This window comes from Effusibacillus consociatus (genome assembly GCF_042652925.1).
Taxonomy (GTDB): domain Bacteria; phylum Bacillota; class Bacilli; order Tumebacillales; family Effusibacillaceae; genus Effusibacillus; species Effusibacillus consociatus.
Genome location: NZ_JBHSHC010000130.1, coordinates 1 through 15,560, shown reverse-complemented (window position 1 = coordinate 15,560; position 15,560 = coordinate 1). Strand labels below are relative to the sequence as shown.

Here is a 15,560-nt window from a genome sequence, read left to right as displayed (position 1 = left end):
GCTGGTTATGCTTCCTTGGCCAGTTCGTGCGGAACTTCGTGGCAATGACGACAGCGTGCTTCATAACTTTCTGCAGCCCCGATTTGAATAATCGGATCGCTGTATAACGCCGGTCGACCGTCAATCAAACGTTGAGTGCGGCTGGCCGGATTTCCGCATTTTACACAAATGGCTTGCAGTTTATCGACATATTCGGCTAAAGACATCAAAACGGGCATAGGCCCAAACGGCTCACCGCGGAAATCTTGGTCAAGCCCCGCCAAAATTACACGCTTTCCGCTATTCGCAAGCTCCATCACCAAATCAACGATTCCCTCATCCATAAATTGAACTTCATCAATTGCAATAACTTCCGTGTCCGCTTCAATCAACGATCTTAAGTGGGCACAATCTTTCACGGCTGCCGCTTCTTCTTTCTCTCCCGCATGAGATACGACCGCCGTAATATGGTAACGATTGTCAATCGCTGGCTTGAAGACCTGCACTTTTTGCTTCGCAATCCGTGCACGTTTGGTCCGGCGGATCAGCTCCTCACTTTTGCCGGAAAACATACTGCCACAGATCACTTCAACCCAGCCCAATCGTTTGATGTAATTCAAAAAAATCGCTCCCGTCGCTTTTAAGTTTCCCCTATTACATTCGACAGAATACCACCAAATCCTCTCCTATGACAGAAAACGCCACCCAACGGATGGCGTCTCATTATTAACGACTGTATTTCTTTTTGAACTTCTCAACACGACCGCCGGCATCTACGAATTTCTGCTTACCGGTGAAGAACGGGTGACAAGCGGAGCAAATCTCCACGCGGAGGTTTTCTCTAACAGAACCGGTTTCGAATTTGTTGCCGCAAGCGCAAGTTACAGTCGTGAGTTTGTAATCCGGATGAATTCCTTGTTTCATGAAGTTTCACCTCTCTCCGGCTATAGATGTGGCCATAGCCTAAAATAAGCCCATCAAAGTGACGGTTGTAAACAGACAATAGCAATTATACCATTTCACCACCATGCTTGCAAGAAAACAATTTCCCTCTCTCCATTCGCAGGATTGCAGGTCCGAACATTCGTGCAATCTCGTCCTGATGGGTGATTAAAAGCGTAGGGATGTTCAAATTCGTGATGACTTCCTGGACAAGCGGCAAAACCTTGCTTACTGTATCAGAATCCAACGCTGAAAATGGCTCATCCAGAAGAAGCAACTCGGGTTCCATCAGCAAAGCCCGCCCAATCGCGACGCGCTGCTGCTCGCCGCCGGACAGATCACGCGGCATCCGGTTAAGAAGGGGAAGAATCCCTAACCGTTCCGCTGTACTTTCAAGCAATTGAACACCCGGGTCTTTCTGAGAACGCCAGATGCCCCGAGCGAACAGCAGGTTTTGTCTCACGCTCATATGTGGAAACAACGCATACTCCTGAAGCACATACCCGATTCTGCGCTTATGAATCGGGACATTCACACCTTGTTCTTTGGAAAAAAGGGTCTTGTTCCCCAGCCGAATCTCCCCTTCATCCGGTGTTTGAATGCCGGCGATACATTCCAGAAGGGTGGTTTTGCCCGCGCCCGAGGGACCCGAAATTACATGGACTGTCCGCTCCAGTTCAAACTCCACCTCAAGCGAAAAGTCAGGAAGCCGCTTCCCTATTTGACACTTAAGCACGAAGTCTTCCCCCTTGTTTTGCGCTCTGGGCACGTCCCCATCTCTTAATCAGAAACACCAGCACAAACGACAGTACCGTCATAATCCCGACAAACCAGGTAACCTCCTCCATCTGCCCCGCCTCCACCGCCGTAAACACAGCCAACGGGATGGTTTGCGTAACCCCGGGAATGTTCCCTGCCAACATCAAAGTAGCCCCGAATTCTCCGAGTGCACGCGCAAACGTGAGTACGATGCCGGACAAGAAACCGGGTAATGCCAATGGCAGAGTTACCTGCACGAAAGTTCTGATTCGTCCCGCTCCGAGCGACATACTTGCAAGTTCCAGCTTGCGGTCCACGGCAGCGAAACCCGCGCCGGCACTTTGATACATCAAGGGAAAAGCAACGACTGCAGCCGCAATCACAGCCCCCGCAAACGAAAAAGGAATCTCGATTCCAAACGAGGCCAACATTTCACCGACAGGGCCTTTTTTCCCCAAAAACCACAATAACAAAAATCCGGTAATCGTAGGCGGTAAAACCATCGGCAGCAGGAACAGGGAATCCAAGAGCTCTTTGAATGGAAGACGTGTTTGCTGCATCCACCTGGCCGTAAGCATTCCAAGCACTGCGACAATAAGAGTAGCCAGTCCCGCGACTTGCAAAGAAAGCCATACCGGCGTCCACATCACGATCACCGCTGCACCTGGAACGCCGCTTTTGCAAACTTCTCTTTACCGGCGGGGGATTCTAACGATTTCAAAAAGTCCCTGGCCTCAGTCGCATGTTTGCTGTCTTTTAAAACCGCCATTGGATAGCGGATCGGGTCATGCAGCTTCTCATCGATCTCCAGAGCGACATGAACCTTGTCATCTGATACCGCATCCGACCGGTACACAATCCCCGCTTCCACATTTTCTGACGAGACATGGGTTAACACATTGCGAACTGAGTTTCCAAATACGAACTTCGGCTGCAAATCCGCCCAAAGCCCGATTTTCTCAAGCGCTTGTTTTGCATACCTGCCTGCCGGGACAGTTGTCGGTTCCCCGATGCCGATCCGTTTGAATTCCGGATTTTTCAATGTACCCAAATCCTTAATAATAGGTCTCCCTTCCGGGACAATCACGACCAACCGGTTGCTGAGAAACTTTGTAATCGAATCCTGTTCGACCAGATTTTTGTTCACCAGCTCTTCCATTTCTTTTTCCCCGGCGGAGAGAAACAGGTCAAAAGCTGCCCCCTGTTCAATCTGACGGGCCAATGCGCCGCTCGAACCGGATGTGATTTGAATTTTAACATCGCGATGCTCCGCTTCATAATTCCAGGCCAAACGTTTCACAACGGGCTCCAGGGAGGAAGCAACCCCCATCAGCAGAACCTTTTTATTTTCTTGCTGCTCGGCTTGTCCACCGCATCCTGTCATAAGCAGAAGGGCAAAACTAAGCAGAAAAGCCAATCCTTTTTTCATAGTTTGTTCTCCCTCCTCGTCTCGGATATCAGCGACGACTACTGTGTTCGAGTTCGGCGAAGCTCTTTCGGAGGTATATGCGTAAACGAACCGATCACCGTGTTCGGGCATTCCGCACGGAAAATCTCCATCATCTGCTTCATCCCGTAGATCTCACCGCGGGGCTTGGGAATATTGGACAAGTAATATTCCGGGTCAATATTCAAGTTTCGCATCTGAATCAAGCGAATCCCGTTTGTGTTGATAAATTCGATCATCGCTTCCATTTCTTCTTCACGATCGGTCACACCAGGAAACACCAAATAGTTAATCGACGTATAGACTCCTTTGTCAGCGGCGTATCGGGCCGAAGCCGCCACATCTTCCACACCATAACCACGCGGCCGGTAATAGGCATTATAATGCTCAGGAATGGCGGAGATCGTAGAGATTCGCATCAAATCCAGGCCGGCGTTTACAATCTCCCGAATCATCGGAGTCAATCCGGCATTGGTGTTGATATTTATAAATCCTTTGTCTGTAATCGCCCTTGTTTTGCGAATCGCTTCCGCAATATCGATTCCCCTCGTCGAAGGCTCACCCTCACAGCCTTGTCCAAAGGAAATAATCGCATCGTCAGAAGCCCCCAGGTGATTCACCATCACTTCCACCATTTCCTCCACAGCGGGTTTAAAATTCATCCGCACCTGCGGTGACGGGAACAGGGAATCCTCCGGCTGCTCCGAGATACAGCCCACGCACCCCGCATTGCAGGTAGAAGAAACCGGCAGCGCTCCTTCCCAGCGCATCAGAAAAGTATTTTGGGAAGTAAGGCATCCGTATTCCAAAGAACAATTGCTTAAATGTTTATAGATCCTGTTTTCCGGATACCTGTTAAGAACTTCCTGCACTTTCTGCTCCACATTTTCGAAATTGAGAGGGTTCCAACGCTCTTTCTCATCGTCGGTCGGATCGGCTGCCACAAAGAATTTTCCTTCTTTCCAAACAACGGCCGTATAGCCAAAAAGGGGCAGCGGATCAGCGCCCTCCCTTTTTGCATATCCGGGCAAGAGGAGACGGGTAAACCCTTGCGGCAGCAAGGCGCCGACAGCGGTCGCCCCGTCCGGAACCGCCACCGTCTTTTCGCTCTTGTCGATTCCCAAAGCTCTTGTGCCGGGAAGAGAAACGAGAGTAGCCCCCTCCGGAAACGGAATCAGCTCTTCTTCATAAATATCGGTCAACAGATCCCCTGTCCGTCCCAAGGGCAGTAATTCCGGTTCCTCGAAAATCCGTCCGTTTTGATCGGCATATACAAGATGCATTTGCATCGTCCTTTCTTCAAACTTCTTTTATACTATACCATACCATACCATACTGTAGAAAAAGCTCCCCGAGAAATTCGGAGAGCTTCTTCACACCGGCAGGGTGATTTCCACAACAGTGCCTTTATCCACTTCACTGTCGATGGTGATATTGCCTCGATGTTCCTGTATAATTTTGTAACTCACCATTAAACCAAGACCCGTTCCTTTTTCCTTTGTGGTGTAGAATGGTTCTCCCAATTTGGGAATTCGTTCAGGAGGAATGCCCATTCCCTGGTCTATAAAGCGGATTGAAACCTGATTCCTGTCCTGAAGCTTTACCTGGATCTCGATGTTCCCGCCGGTTGGCATCGCTTCAATCGCATTCTTAAGTATATTGACGAATACCTGCTTCAGTTGATTCTCTTCACAGGTAATATAGGGAATATCAGATGAAAAGTCCGTTTTAATTTGTACGTTGTTCAGGATAGCTTGCCCATCAAGCAGAGAAATCACATCCAGAAGCATCATGTTGAGGTCTTTCCGTTGGAAATTCACCGCTTGCGGTTTGGCCAGGTAGAGAAACTCGTTCACAATGAAGTTGATCCGGTCGAGTTCTGTAAGCATCACCTGAAAATATTGTTGATGATCGGCCGTTTGTGTTTGTGATTGCAGTAATTGAACGAACCCCCGCAATGCGGTTAAAGGATTTCGAATTTCATGGGCAACCCCGGCCGCCATTTGTCCAACGAGGGACAGCTTATCCGATTTTTGCAGCAGTTCCTCCGCTTTCTTCAGCTCCGATCGATCCCGTCCAACAAATATAATGCTCTGAAGCTCCCCATTTTCGTTTGTCACCGGAATAAAATAGGCTTCTATTGTAACCCAATGCCCGTCCTTATGCTTATGACGAAATTCCAGTCCGACCGGTATTTTTTCTGCTTCTGTTCTTGCTAATGCTTGCTGGCAGCCGATCAAGTCGTCCGGATGGATGCAGTCGATCCTCCGCTTCCCGACGTATTCTTCCGGCGTGAAGCCTAGTACGGTTCGAATCGAAGGAGAGGCATATTGGAATATACCCTGTGGGTCGGTAACTCCAATCATATCCGTCATATTCTCCGCGATGAGCCTGTATTTGGCTTCACTTTCACGAAGAGCTTCTTCCACCCGCTTTTTCTCCGTAATATCCCGTACGATCCCGGCAAACGCAATTACATCGCCATTTGCATCCCGGATCGGTGAGATCGTGACGCTAATATTGATTGGTTGTCCATCCTTATGCAGCGCACGGCATTCAAAGCCTGTAATACGGCCCCCAGCCAGCACTTCTTGATGGAGTTTTTCCACCACCGGTATGTATTCTTCCGGTACTGACGGCAATTTGCGGCCAATCACTTCCTCAGCCGTCCACCCCAACATGTTCTGCCACGCATTATTCACCTGCAGTACGTTATATTGGAGGTCCAAAATAATGATTCCGTCGGATGTATTATTCACGAACGATTCCAATGTTTCTTTGGTTGCACGAAGTTCCTCTTCCGCCTGCTTCTGCTTCGTAATATCGGTCATTATTCCATAGAACCCAACGACCTGATCATGCAGCAGGATAGGAGCCGTCTTGACCCGAACATCAATGAGATGGCCTGTTTTATGTATGATTTTGGTTTCATATAACTGGGGCTCGCCTTTGACGGATCTGGCGAAATGTTCACGTACTTGTTCACGACCTTCATCCGTGACCAACTGCATGCAATTTAGACCGATCAATTCCGCAATACGGTACCCCGTAATTTTTTCACATACCGGGTTTGCTGTAAGAATGTTTCCCGACAAATCAAACGAAAAGATGGCGTCAGGGTTATGTTCGACTAATGATTTATAACACTCCGCACTTTCTTCCAACTGTTTCTCATAGAGCTCCATCTTAAACAGATTTCGGTAAAGGATGCCATACAGCATAATTGCGGTAAGTAAAACCGTAAATAAACCTTTGGCTGTTTGTAAATGTGTCAGCAGTTCAATATCTGAAACATAAAGTTTTAAAATGTGATCGGTCACGGGAATCCAAAGCCCAAGCGCTAGAACATAACAGAGAACCAAATAAATCATGATTCGTTTTCTGCGAGTGAGTTTCAAAGATGTTAAACGGTGTGTCATTGCCATGTTCCCCTTTTTTACACAGAAAAATACCAACCAGTTAGTAAAATGCTATGTGTTTTCTATATTCGCTAATACTTTTGCAGATTCCTTGAATTTTTATGGATTTTTATAGAGAAAATTCCTCCAGAAAAAACAAAGCCCCCGTTTGTAACAAACGGGGCACTTGTATTTTGGAAGGTTTAGATTACTTCGCTCGAGATAATTCCTTGGCTTCTTTTATCCCTTCAAGGGTTGCTAGAAATTCTTCATTGCTTTTGGTATCCCGCAGCTTACGCAAGAAAATTTCCGTAAAATCCGGATTCTCCGACATCGACTTGCGAAGCGCCCATACCTTATCAAGTTCTTCCTGTGTCAAAAGCATTTCTTCTCGGCGCGTGCCAGAACGACGAATATCAAGCGCCGGGAAAATTCGCTTTTCAGCCAACCTGCGATCGAGCATCAGTTCCATATTCCCCGTGCCTTTAAACTCCTCATAAATTACATCATCCATCCGCGATCCCGTCTCAACAAGAGCCGTTGCAAGGATAGTAAGCGATCCGCCCTCTTCTATATTCCGGGCAGCACCAAAGAAACGCTTCGGACGATGGAACGCAGCCGGATCGATACCCCCTGACAGCGTTCTGCCCGAAGGAGGAATCACCAGGTTATAGGCACGAGCCAAACGAGTGATGGAATCAAGCAGGATCACGACATCTCTACCGTGCTCAACCAATCGCATTGCCCGCTCAAGAACCAGTTCAGCCACCTTGATATGATGTTCGGGGACCTCATCAAATGTGGAAGCTACTACTTCCCCCCTCACGGAGCGCTGCATATCGGTTACTTCCTCAGGACGCTCATCAATCAGAAGAACAAATAAATCGATATCGGGATGATTCAGAGAAATGGAATTCGCAATCTCTTTCAGAAGCAACGTCTTGCCAGCTTTTGGAGGGGCAACAATCAATCCGCGTTGACCAAGTCCGACAGGAGCCAATAAATCTATGATTCGAGTCGATAGTTTATCGGGAGTCGTTTCCATCACTAGTTTCTTCTGAGGAAAGAGAGGGGTAAGCGCAGGGAAATGCACCCGTTCCGAAGCAGCTTGAGGAGTGGATCCGTTCACCGCGTTTACTTGCAAGAGCCCGAAATACCGTTCGTTCTCCTTAGGAGGCCTGACCTTGCCGGAAACCTTGTCTCCGGTTCGCAAATCAAATCTTCGAATTTGCGAGGCGGCTACGTAAATGTCTTCGTTGCTTGGGAGATAGCCGATCGGCCTTAGGAATCCATAGCCTTCATGCATGATTTCCAGAATTCCTTCCATGAACATGAGACCTTCTTTTTCTGCCTGTTTTCGCAGGATCGCAAAGATAAGTTCTTTCTTCTTCAGACTGCCATATGCCGGAATCTCGTACTCTTTTGCAAGCTTGTACAATTCCGTCAACTTTTTGGCTTCAAGTTCTTCTATCAGCAAACAATGTCACCTTCAATCTAATGGGACCCACGGAAGTGATGGGAAAACCTGTCTTCGTGGGAACCCAAAATCATCTGTAAGACTCTTTATGCGATTTTATCTTTCCTATTATATCATGATTACCGGGACGTTCCTATCTTATTCAGTCAAAAATGAAACATGACTGATCTGTCCGCAAAAAATTAAACAAGCACGAGGTGCGGCTTCTTATTCAATTGATGACGGGCTTCCACAAAGCGAACCGTCCCGGTCTTTGCCCGCATGACCAGCGAGTGCGTCATGGCCCGGTCATTCCCCAAATACCGAACACCTCTCAGCAGTTCGCCATCTGTCACACCGGTTGCCGCAAAGATTGCATCATCCCCACGAATCAGATCGTCCATCATCAGAACCTGTTCGGGATTCGCCAGTCCCATTTCCTTGCAGCGTTCGATTTCCGCCTGGTTGGATGGTTTTAATCTGCCTTGCAGCTCACCGCCAAGACATTTGAGCGCCGCAGCTGCCAACACTCCTTCCGGCGCTCCGCCTGTACCAAACATGATATCAACTCCGGTGTCTTCAAATGCCGTGTTGATCGCAGCGGCAACATCCCCGTCGGAAATCAGTTTAATTCGGGCGCCCGCTGAACGAATTTCTTCGATGATCGGCAGGTGACGATCTCGGTCCAGAAGGATCGCTACCACATCCGAAATATTTTTATTCGCCGCTTTGGCTACTTCTTTGAGATTTTCCTTCACCGGAGCATCAATATGAATCCGGCCGGCAGCCTTCGGGCCTACCGCAATCTTCTCCATATACATATCCGGAGCGTGAAGCATCGTACCCCGCGGGGACACCGCAACAACGGTAATTGCGTTCCAAAGTCCTTTTGCGACAATGTTGGTTCCTTCCAGCGGATCGACAGCTACGTCAACCTTCAAGCCGTCGCCGTTCCCCTGGCCTAATTTTTCACCTATATAAAGCATCGGGGCCTCATCCATCTCACCTTCCCCAATTACGACCACTCCGTCCATGTTGACCGATTCAAAAACGGCCCGCATTGCGGTTGTGGCTGCGTTGTCCGCTTCATTCTTCTTCCCGGTTCCCATCCACCTTGCGGAAGCGAGTGCCGCAGCCTCCGTCACACGCACAATTTCCAATGCCAACTCACGTTCCAATTGAAAGCCCCTCCCGAGCAAGTTTATGCAATATAGTATATCACATATCCATCATTGTGCTACCGAAATGAGTTCGACAAAACCCGGCAGGAACTGCCATGATAGATGTGGAATTCCTTGAGAAAAGATTATTGAGAGGAGGATCCCGGGTGGCTTTACTTCGCAGCAAAAAAGCACTGATGCTCTACCCGCTCATTCTCTCCCTGTTTACCACAACCATTGGCCTTGGAATCATCCTGAAACCCAAAGAAGGCTGGACTGTATGGGCAGGACAAGCATGGGAAGCCTTCAAGGGAACAACAGCTATGACGGCGAAACCCGTCAATACACCCACCAGCCCAACGGTTGAATATCGTGTCGATGCAGAACTCGAAGTTGCGAATTCCAACATACACGGGGTTGCTTCCATAACCGTTCCAAACTCTCCCGATGATACGCTTCTGTTTTATCTCTATCCTTCGACCCACAAACCGATTGAAATCAAACAGGTGCTGGTGAACGGCGGGGCCGTTCGGTTCCAAGCGACCCCCGATCACTTGCTTGTGCCCGTTAAGGCAAAAGGGGAGACTGCCAATGTCCAAATTCAATTTTCCACTCCAATACCGGCTGCGGGGACACGGTTAGGCCAGCAAAACGGGGTATGGTCTCTTACCTATTGGTACCCGATTCTCGGCGTTCGCGACAAGGGGGCCTGGATCCCTCGCCCTCATCCGCATCCGTTTGGCGACCCTTTCCTGATGGACTTGTCCTCTTACCAAGTTCGTTTAAAACACCCGCAAGATTTTGTGTGGTTTGCGAGTGGGGCTTTGGTCTCATCCACTATAGAAAACGGAATGGCCGTTTCGGAATGGAAAGCTGACAGCTTGCGAAGTTTTGCGTTAATTGGCGGTAGCGGATGGGACGTGGCCACATGGCGATCCCCGGAAGGGGTCGATGTAAAAATTGCTGTTCGCAATCCCCGTCACCTGCCTGAATTAAAAACCCTAGCTGAAGCTGCCGTGAAAACTTACACAAAACGATTTGGAGCTCTGGCGTATCCTTATTACTCCGTTGTTGAGATGCCAACCGGCACTGTATTCGCCCACGAATACCCCAATCTCGCTCTCTTCTCGCAGGAAATTTGGAATTGGACGAATGGAGAACATTGGATCGCCCATGAAATTGCACACGGATGGTGGTTTTCTTCGGTCGGGACACATAAGGCATTGGACCCTTGGCTCGACGAGGGACTGGCTGACTATGCGTCATTGCTATACAACGAAGCAAAATACGGAAGAGATGCTTACAACGAAGCCATCGCCCGTTACTGGACGATGTTTCGGGACGGCAAAAGCAATGCTCCCCACAGTTTTGGACGATCGGTGAATGTTCAGGACGAGAGTGCCGATCAACCGTACGCGAATTTTTCTAACGAGGCGGACTACTATTACCTGATGTATCTTAGACCGGCTTTGATGTACCATGACTTAAGAATGTCGATGGGTGATCCGAAATTCTTCGATTTCCTGCAGCAGTTTTACCTGAAAAACCGAAAAAGCACAGTAACCCGAGCAGACCTGGAAGAATCATTGAGCAAAGTCGATCCCCATGCGTTACCCCGTTTGAAATTATGGCTGGATGCACCTAACAAAGAGTTGATCGAGCACGTGAAGACAAGGTTTACAAATCCATGATAATAGAAAAGGGGACTGGTGATCAGCCCCTTCTTGTTTTGTACTGTTTTAGTAGCCTGCGATTTCTTCACTGAAGATTCCGCCGCTGGAGTCGAATGCCCTTCCCCGCTTCATTTGTTTAAACAAAAGCTTTTCACATTCCTCAACCGGGAGCGGCCTGCTGAACAGATAGCCCTGCACAGCTTCACACCGCTGGTCACGGAGGAAATCAAGCTGTGCTTGTGTTTCCACTCCTTCTGCAATCACGCAAAGATGTAAACTTCTGGCCATTCCGATGATTGTCGATACAATCGCAGCATCATATTCATCGTTCGTAACATCTCGCACAAAGGATTTGTCTATTTTTAACGTATCGATCGGGAACTTCTTCAGGTAGCTAAGAGAAGAATAGCCGGTTCCGAAATCGTCTATGGCAATGTGCACTCCCAGCATTTTCAGAGCATTCAGCCGCTCAATACAGTCGTTGATATTCTGCAGCGCATTCCCCTCTGTAATTTCCAACTGCAAATAGCCAGGTGAAAGTCCAGTAACAGCCAAAATTCCGGAAACAGTTTCAACCAGTTCCTCCTGCAGTTGGCACCCTGAAAGGTTCACCGATACTTGCAGCGGCGGGAACCCCGCATCCTGCCACGCTTTATTTTGGGTGCATGCCTTTCGCAGCACCCACTCGCTGATAGGCCCGATCAATCCCGTTGCTTCCGCCAAAGGAATAAAATCCGCCGGAGACAGCAGTCCCAATTCGGGATGTTCCCAACGAATCAACGCCTCAAAACCGGATATTCTGCCTGTTTCGGTATCCACCAGCGGCTGATAATATATCGAGAACTCCTCTCTTTCCAACGCTTTACGAAGAGCGTTCTCCATTACCAACTGCTGCAAAGACTCTTCATTCATGATCGAATTGTAAAGTTGGCAATTATTTTTGCCGGATTCTTTTGCGCGATACATAGCTGTATCCGCATGTTTCATTAGTGTTTCGGAATCATCGCCGTCATCAGGATAAAGAGCAATTCCAATACTCGCCGTGATGCGGAATTCATGCCCTTCAAGCTTGAAAGGCTGTTCAAGTTCCTGCAGGATGTTCCGGGCGATCTTAAGAATATCATCGGCTTGTCCAATTTCCGACAATAGAATCGTAAACTCGTCGCCGCCCATCCGGGCTACCGTATCAGACTTGCGGACACACCCCGTTAAACGTTTCGCCACCAGCCTAAGCAAGGTGTCACCGACTGCATGTCCAAGAGTATCGTTAATGTTTTTGAACCGGTCCATATCCAGAAACATTACGGCCAGCCTGTGGTTGTGTCGCTTTGCATGGGCCAGTGCCATTGTCAAACGATCCTTAAACAGTCTCCGATTCGGCAATTCGGTCAGCGCGTCATGATAAGCCATGTGGTTAATTAATTCCTCAGCTCTTTTTCGCTCTGTAATGTCCTTTGCAATCCCATAGACTCCGACGATTTTACCACGAACCACAATGGGAAGATTGGTCACATTCAATTCCACCCGGTGTCCATCCTTATGATGAGCGGCAATTTCATAGTTCTGCGGAACCCCCCGGGCCGCCTCCATAAAACGTTCGATTGTTTTTTTGATATCTTCCTTGGCCACTATAGATCGGATATGTGTAACGCCAAGATCTTCTGTCGTATAACCCAAGATCTTTTGCGTTGCGGGATTTGCACCAAGAAATTTCCCTTTTAAATCGTACCAGTAAACGGCATCCGGGTTATGTTCATAAAGTGACTTGTACCGCTGGTCGCTTTCTTCCAACCTTTCTTCTTTCGACGCAATCTGCTTGAAATATTGACTTGAGAAAAAAATGATGACCAGCAGAAAAAATCCGTTATAAATCACTTCAAAAAGCAATTGACCCAAGTCACTGACAGTTACAAGTCGGGATAAAACAACTGTCGACACCAGAATGGGAAGCGCCAGTTCAGACAACTTCCGGCGGAATTTTTGGACAAAAGACGCCTGGGAAACAGTTGCCATAATTCCGATAAATAACAAGCTGTTCACAATCTCAAACGCAGACACTGCTAACACTACTTGCAGGACCAAATTGAAATTTTCGGTCAACCGAATTACTGCAAGTGCAGCCCCGGCGCTCACAAAAAACATTCCGAGCGTGACAAAATACCGAAACCATTTGATCTTTCGCGGGGAACCCGATTCTTTTAGAAACAAGATCAAAGTGCCGATGATAAAAGCAAATACACATGATTGAAAATCAAAGGCAAACAACAAGTAAAGAAGTCCGATGCTTCCGGCACTGTACAAATCTTTGCTGGGCATTCGGATCGGGAAGAGATCCAACAGAGCAATCAATGCGGTGACCAGGAGAAATTCAGCCAAACGGTCAGTCGAAACCCCTGGTATGTATGCCATAAAAGAGTATACTCCCAACGAGAAAAGGGTTGTTGTATACCAGTTTATGTCTTTCATAAATTTAACCCCTTTTTGGAGGAATGCTGCACTATTCTGATTATAGCAAATTGAATCCTTTTACCACTAGCTCAGCGCCAGTTGTGCAACAAATGTGAACGAAAGAGTGGGCTTTCCATACGAAATTCGGTAATATGGTAATATATAGAGGCATTTAAAAGGCAGGTATTGAATTGTGGAACATCTGATCAATAAGCGGGTAAAAGACATACAAATCTCAGGCATACGGAAATTCTCCAACCTGGTTGCCAACTACAAGGACGCAATCTCACTTACCATCGGACAACCCGATTTTCCTACTCCAGAACATATTAAGGAGGCTGGAAAGGTCGCGATTGCGGCCAACAAAACCACTTACACATTGAACGCAGGACTGCTGGAGCTTCGTCAGGCGGCGGCCAATTTTTTGCGCACAAAGTATAAGCTGGCCTACCGGCCGGAGGATGAAATTATTGTCACCAACGGAGCAAGTGAAGCAATTGACATCACGCTGCGTACCATTTTGGAAGACGGAGCGGAAGTGATTCTGCCGGGCCCCGTGTACCCGGGTTATGAGCCAATTATCAAAATGTGCGGTGCCGTCCCCGTATACGTCGATACAACCGGCAACGGCTTTAAGTTAAGTGCGGATCTGCTTCGGGATAAAATTACGGAACATACACGCGCTGTGATTCTTCCCTACCCATCGAATCCAACCGGATGCGTCATGACGGAGAATGATCTGGGGGGTATTGCAGACCTGCTTCAGGACAAGGAGATTTTTGTCATTTCAGACGAGATCTACAGTGAGTTAATCTACAACGGCACGCACGTTTCGATCGCGTCCATCCCTCCGATGCGGGAGAAAACCATTGTAATTAACGGACTGTCAAAGTCGCATTCCATGACAGGATGGCGAATCGGATTTACGTTCGCACCAGTTTATCTCACACAACACATGTTGAAGGTGCACCAGTACAACTCCACCTGCGCCAGCACCATCAGTCAGCATGCGGCGATTGAGGCGTTAACGGCAGGGATTGACGATGCCGAAATGATGAAACAGGAATATAAGGCTCGACGGGACTTTGTGTACGATCGCCTCCTGGCATTGGGATTTGATGTTGAAAAACCGGACGGTGCGTTTTACATCTTCCCGTCCATCAAGCAGTTTCATATGAAGTCCTTTGAATTCGCAGCCAAGCTGTTGGAGGAACAGCGGGTTGCCGTTGTACCGGGCGATGCATTCTCCCAACTCGGTGAAGGATATATCCGGATCTCCTACGCGTATTCGATGGATATCCTCGAAGAGGGTATGAATCGGATCGAGAGGTTCGTGAAGGGGAGATCGTGATGAAAAGAATCTCAACGGTTCTAATCATCTAGAAAAGCCTCTGGCTAGTCGAATCCGGAATTTACTCCTGGAGAATCTCTTAGTAAAATGTTTTACTTACTGTCGTTACCTTTTCAGCACAAAAATTACCCATCCCTAATGAGACAACCGCCTTATACTAGAAACCATCATTCTGTTGCAACTGCTGTTTCTAAAACTACTTACTCTTATTATCGATTCTTTTAATCTCTTTTGTAACAGGATCGATTACAACGAGCAACTCCTCACCATGACTATCAGGTGAAGGAAATATTGCAAAATGCCAAAAATCTTCAAATGCCCTAATAACAACTATTGGCTTGCTGTGCTTATCAATTACATTGGAATCCAGTTGCTTTTCCACTACTCCAAACACATCGTCGAGGTCTAAATTCCATTTTGCAATATTTATCATCGTGTCGTCTAATTTGTCACTACCATAAGCTTGAAACCTTACTATTGATTGCTTATCTAAATCAATTTCAACATAGCAAACAGCATGCGGTAGACCGATTAAAGATTTATTTTTTACATAATACCTATAAGCAATCACCCCCTTCCTATTTTTTATTGCATCTTTTCCTTCAAACCTCACAACAACATAAGACAATTCTGCGTCTTTTCGCCACTCTGACGCTCGTTTATTCGCAAACGGTAACCCTTCTTTAATTGTTGAAATACTGTGTGGCAAAGGAATGATAGTTTTATCATCAATGTCTTTTCTGGTCCAATGTGTTTTATCAGCGTTTATTGTTCCAATTACTGCTGCAGGTAAGATGAATACAATCAACAGCACTGATAAAACAATATATATTTTTTTAAGCATTCCCTCACCTTCCCAAAGGATTAGTATATAAAGTTGCTCTTAAGCCCCGTAATCAAGTTGGACAACCTCCGAAATAAGAGCGATACTATACGTAGGAGGATTG

General features: G+C 47.5%; 13 protein-coding genes. 2 read left to right on the top strand and 11 right to left on the bottom strand.

What is annotated here, in order from left to right; translation table 11 throughout:
* Positions 1-5: 5 nt before the first annotated feature.
* The 9 genes from ACFO8Q_RS18940 to glpX all read right to left on the bottom strand — a co-directional run bounded on the left by ACFO8Q_RS18940 (position 6) and on the right by glpX (position 9,159).
* The gene (locus tag ACFO8Q_RS18940) at positions 6-551 is read right to left on the bottom strand and encodes a thymidine kinase (RefSeq protein ID WP_380027968.1); all 546 of its coding nucleotides are present in this window, start codon (positions 549-551) and stop codon (positions 6-8) included.
* Positions 552-705: 154 nt separating this feature from the next.
* Positions 706-903 carry a 50S ribosomal protein L31 gene (gene rpmE, locus ACFO8Q_RS18935; protein WP_380027944.1) on the bottom strand — a complete coding sequence of 66 codons (198 nt, stop codon included), beginning with the start codon at positions 901-903 and terminating at the stop codon, positions 706-708.
* An 85-nt stretch (positions 904-988) separates the two neighbouring features.
* Positions 989-1,657, bottom strand: a complete 669-nt coding sequence (locus ACFO8Q_RS18930; RefSeq protein WP_380027942.1) for an ATP-binding cassette domain-containing protein — start codon at positions 1,655-1,657, stop codon at positions 989-991.
* Positions 1,650-2,327 carry a molybdate ABC transporter permease subunit gene (gene modB, locus ACFO8Q_RS18925; protein WP_380027966.1) on the bottom strand — a complete coding sequence of 226 codons (678 nt, stop codon included), beginning with the start codon at positions 2,325-2,327 and terminating at the stop codon, positions 1,650-1,652. Before modB ends, ACFO8Q_RS18930 begins: the two co-directional genes overlap by 8 nt.
* Before the next feature lie 5 nt (positions 2,328-2,332).
* Positions 2,333-3,109 carry a molybdate ABC transporter substrate-binding protein gene (modA, locus tag ACFO8Q_RS18920; RefSeq protein ID WP_380027940.1) on the bottom strand — a complete coding sequence of 259 codons (777 nt, stop codon included), beginning with the start codon at positions 3,107-3,109 and terminating at the stop codon, positions 2,333-2,335.
* A gap of 38 nt (positions 3,110-3,147) precedes the next feature.
* Positions 3,148-4,410 carry a radical SAM family protein gene (locus ACFO8Q_RS18915; RefSeq protein WP_380027938.1) on the bottom strand — a complete coding sequence of 421 codons (1,263 nt, stop codon included), beginning with the start codon at positions 4,408-4,410 and terminating at the stop codon, positions 3,148-3,150.
* Between the two features lie 90 nt (positions 4,411-4,500).
* Positions 4,501-6,546: a PAS domain S-box protein gene (locus ACFO8Q_RS18910; RefSeq protein WP_380027935.1), complete on the bottom strand. Its 2,046-nt coding sequence runs from the start codon at positions 6,544-6,546 to the stop codon at positions 4,501-4,503.
* A 187-nt stretch (positions 6,547-6,733) separates the two neighbouring features.
* Entirely contained in the window at positions 6,734-8,002 is a 1,269-nt protein-coding gene (gene rho, locus ACFO8Q_RS18905) for a transcription termination factor Rho (RefSeq protein WP_380027933.1), read from the bottom strand.
* Between the two features lie 182 nt (positions 8,003-8,184).
* The gene (gene glpX, locus ACFO8Q_RS18900; protein WP_380027931.1) at positions 8,185-9,159 is read right to left on the bottom strand and encodes a class II fructose-bisphosphatase; all 975 of its coding nucleotides are present in this window, start codon (positions 9,157-9,159) and stop codon (positions 8,185-8,187) included.
* A 149-nt stretch (positions 9,160-9,308) separates the two neighbouring features.
* Between glpX and ACFO8Q_RS18895 the strand changes: the two genes are divergently transcribed.
* Positions 9,309-10,832 carry a M1 family aminopeptidase gene (locus tag ACFO8Q_RS18895; protein WP_380027929.1) on the top strand — a complete coding sequence of 508 codons (1,524 nt, stop codon included), beginning with the start codon at positions 9,309-9,311 and terminating at the stop codon, positions 10,830-10,832.
* A 48-nt stretch (positions 10,833-10,880) separates the two neighbouring features.
* Here ACFO8Q_RS18895 and ACFO8Q_RS18890 read toward each other — a convergent pair whose 3' ends face one another.
* Entirely contained in the window at positions 10,881-13,223 is a 2,343-nt protein-coding gene (locus ACFO8Q_RS18890) for a putative bifunctional diguanylate cyclase/phosphodiesterase (protein ID WP_380027927.1), read from the bottom strand.
* Between the two features lie 232 nt (positions 13,224-13,455).
* On the opposite strand from ACFO8Q_RS18890, the gene ACFO8Q_RS18885 reads away from it, so the two are divergent.
* A complete protein-coding gene (locus ACFO8Q_RS18885; RefSeq protein ID WP_380027925.1) occupies positions 13,456-14,613 on the top strand; it encodes an aminotransferase A in 1,158 nt (385 codons plus the stop codon).
* A 196-nt stretch (positions 14,614-14,809) separates the two neighbouring features.
* On the opposite strand, the gene ACFO8Q_RS18880 is transcribed toward ACFO8Q_RS18885, so the two are convergent.
* Complete coding sequence (locus ACFO8Q_RS18880; RefSeq protein WP_380027922.1) at positions 14,810-15,457, bottom strand: hypothetical protein; 648 nt, start codon at positions 15,455-15,457, stop codon at positions 14,810-14,812.
* Between the last annotated feature and the right edge of the window lie 103 nt (positions 15,458-15,560).

Bases quoted from the DNA above. Each gene is read 5' to 3' on its own strand.
- ACFO8Q_RS18940 (WP_380027968.1), bottom strand. From the start codon at position 551: ATGTTTTCCGGCAAAAGTGAGGAGCTGATCCGCCGGACCAAACGTGCA.
- rpmE (WP_380027944.1), bottom strand. From the start codon at position 903: ATGAAACAAGGAATTCATCCGGATTACAAACTCACGACTGTAACTTGC.
- modB (WP_380027966.1), bottom strand. From the start codon at position 2,327: ATGTGGACGCCGGTATGGCTTTCTTTGCAAGTCGCGGGACTGGCTACT.
- modA (WP_380027940.1), bottom strand. From the start codon at position 3,109: ATGAAAAAAGGATTGGCTTTTCTGCTTAGTTTTGCCCTTCTGCTTATG.
- ACFO8Q_RS18915 (WP_380027938.1), bottom strand. From the start codon at position 4,410: ATGCATCTTGTATATGCCGATCAAAACGGACGGATTTTCGAGGAACCG.
- ACFO8Q_RS18910 (WP_380027935.1), bottom strand. From the start codon at position 6,546: ATGACACACCGTTTAACATCTTTGAAACTCACTCGCAGAAAACGAATC.
- ACFO8Q_RS18890 (WP_380027927.1), bottom strand. From the start codon at position 13,223: ATGGCATACATACCAGGGGTTTCGACTGACCGTTTGGCTGAATTTCTC.
- ACFO8Q_RS18880 (WP_380027922.1), bottom strand. From the start codon at position 15,457: ATGCTTAAAAAAATATATATTGTTTTATCAGTGCTGTTGATTGTATTC.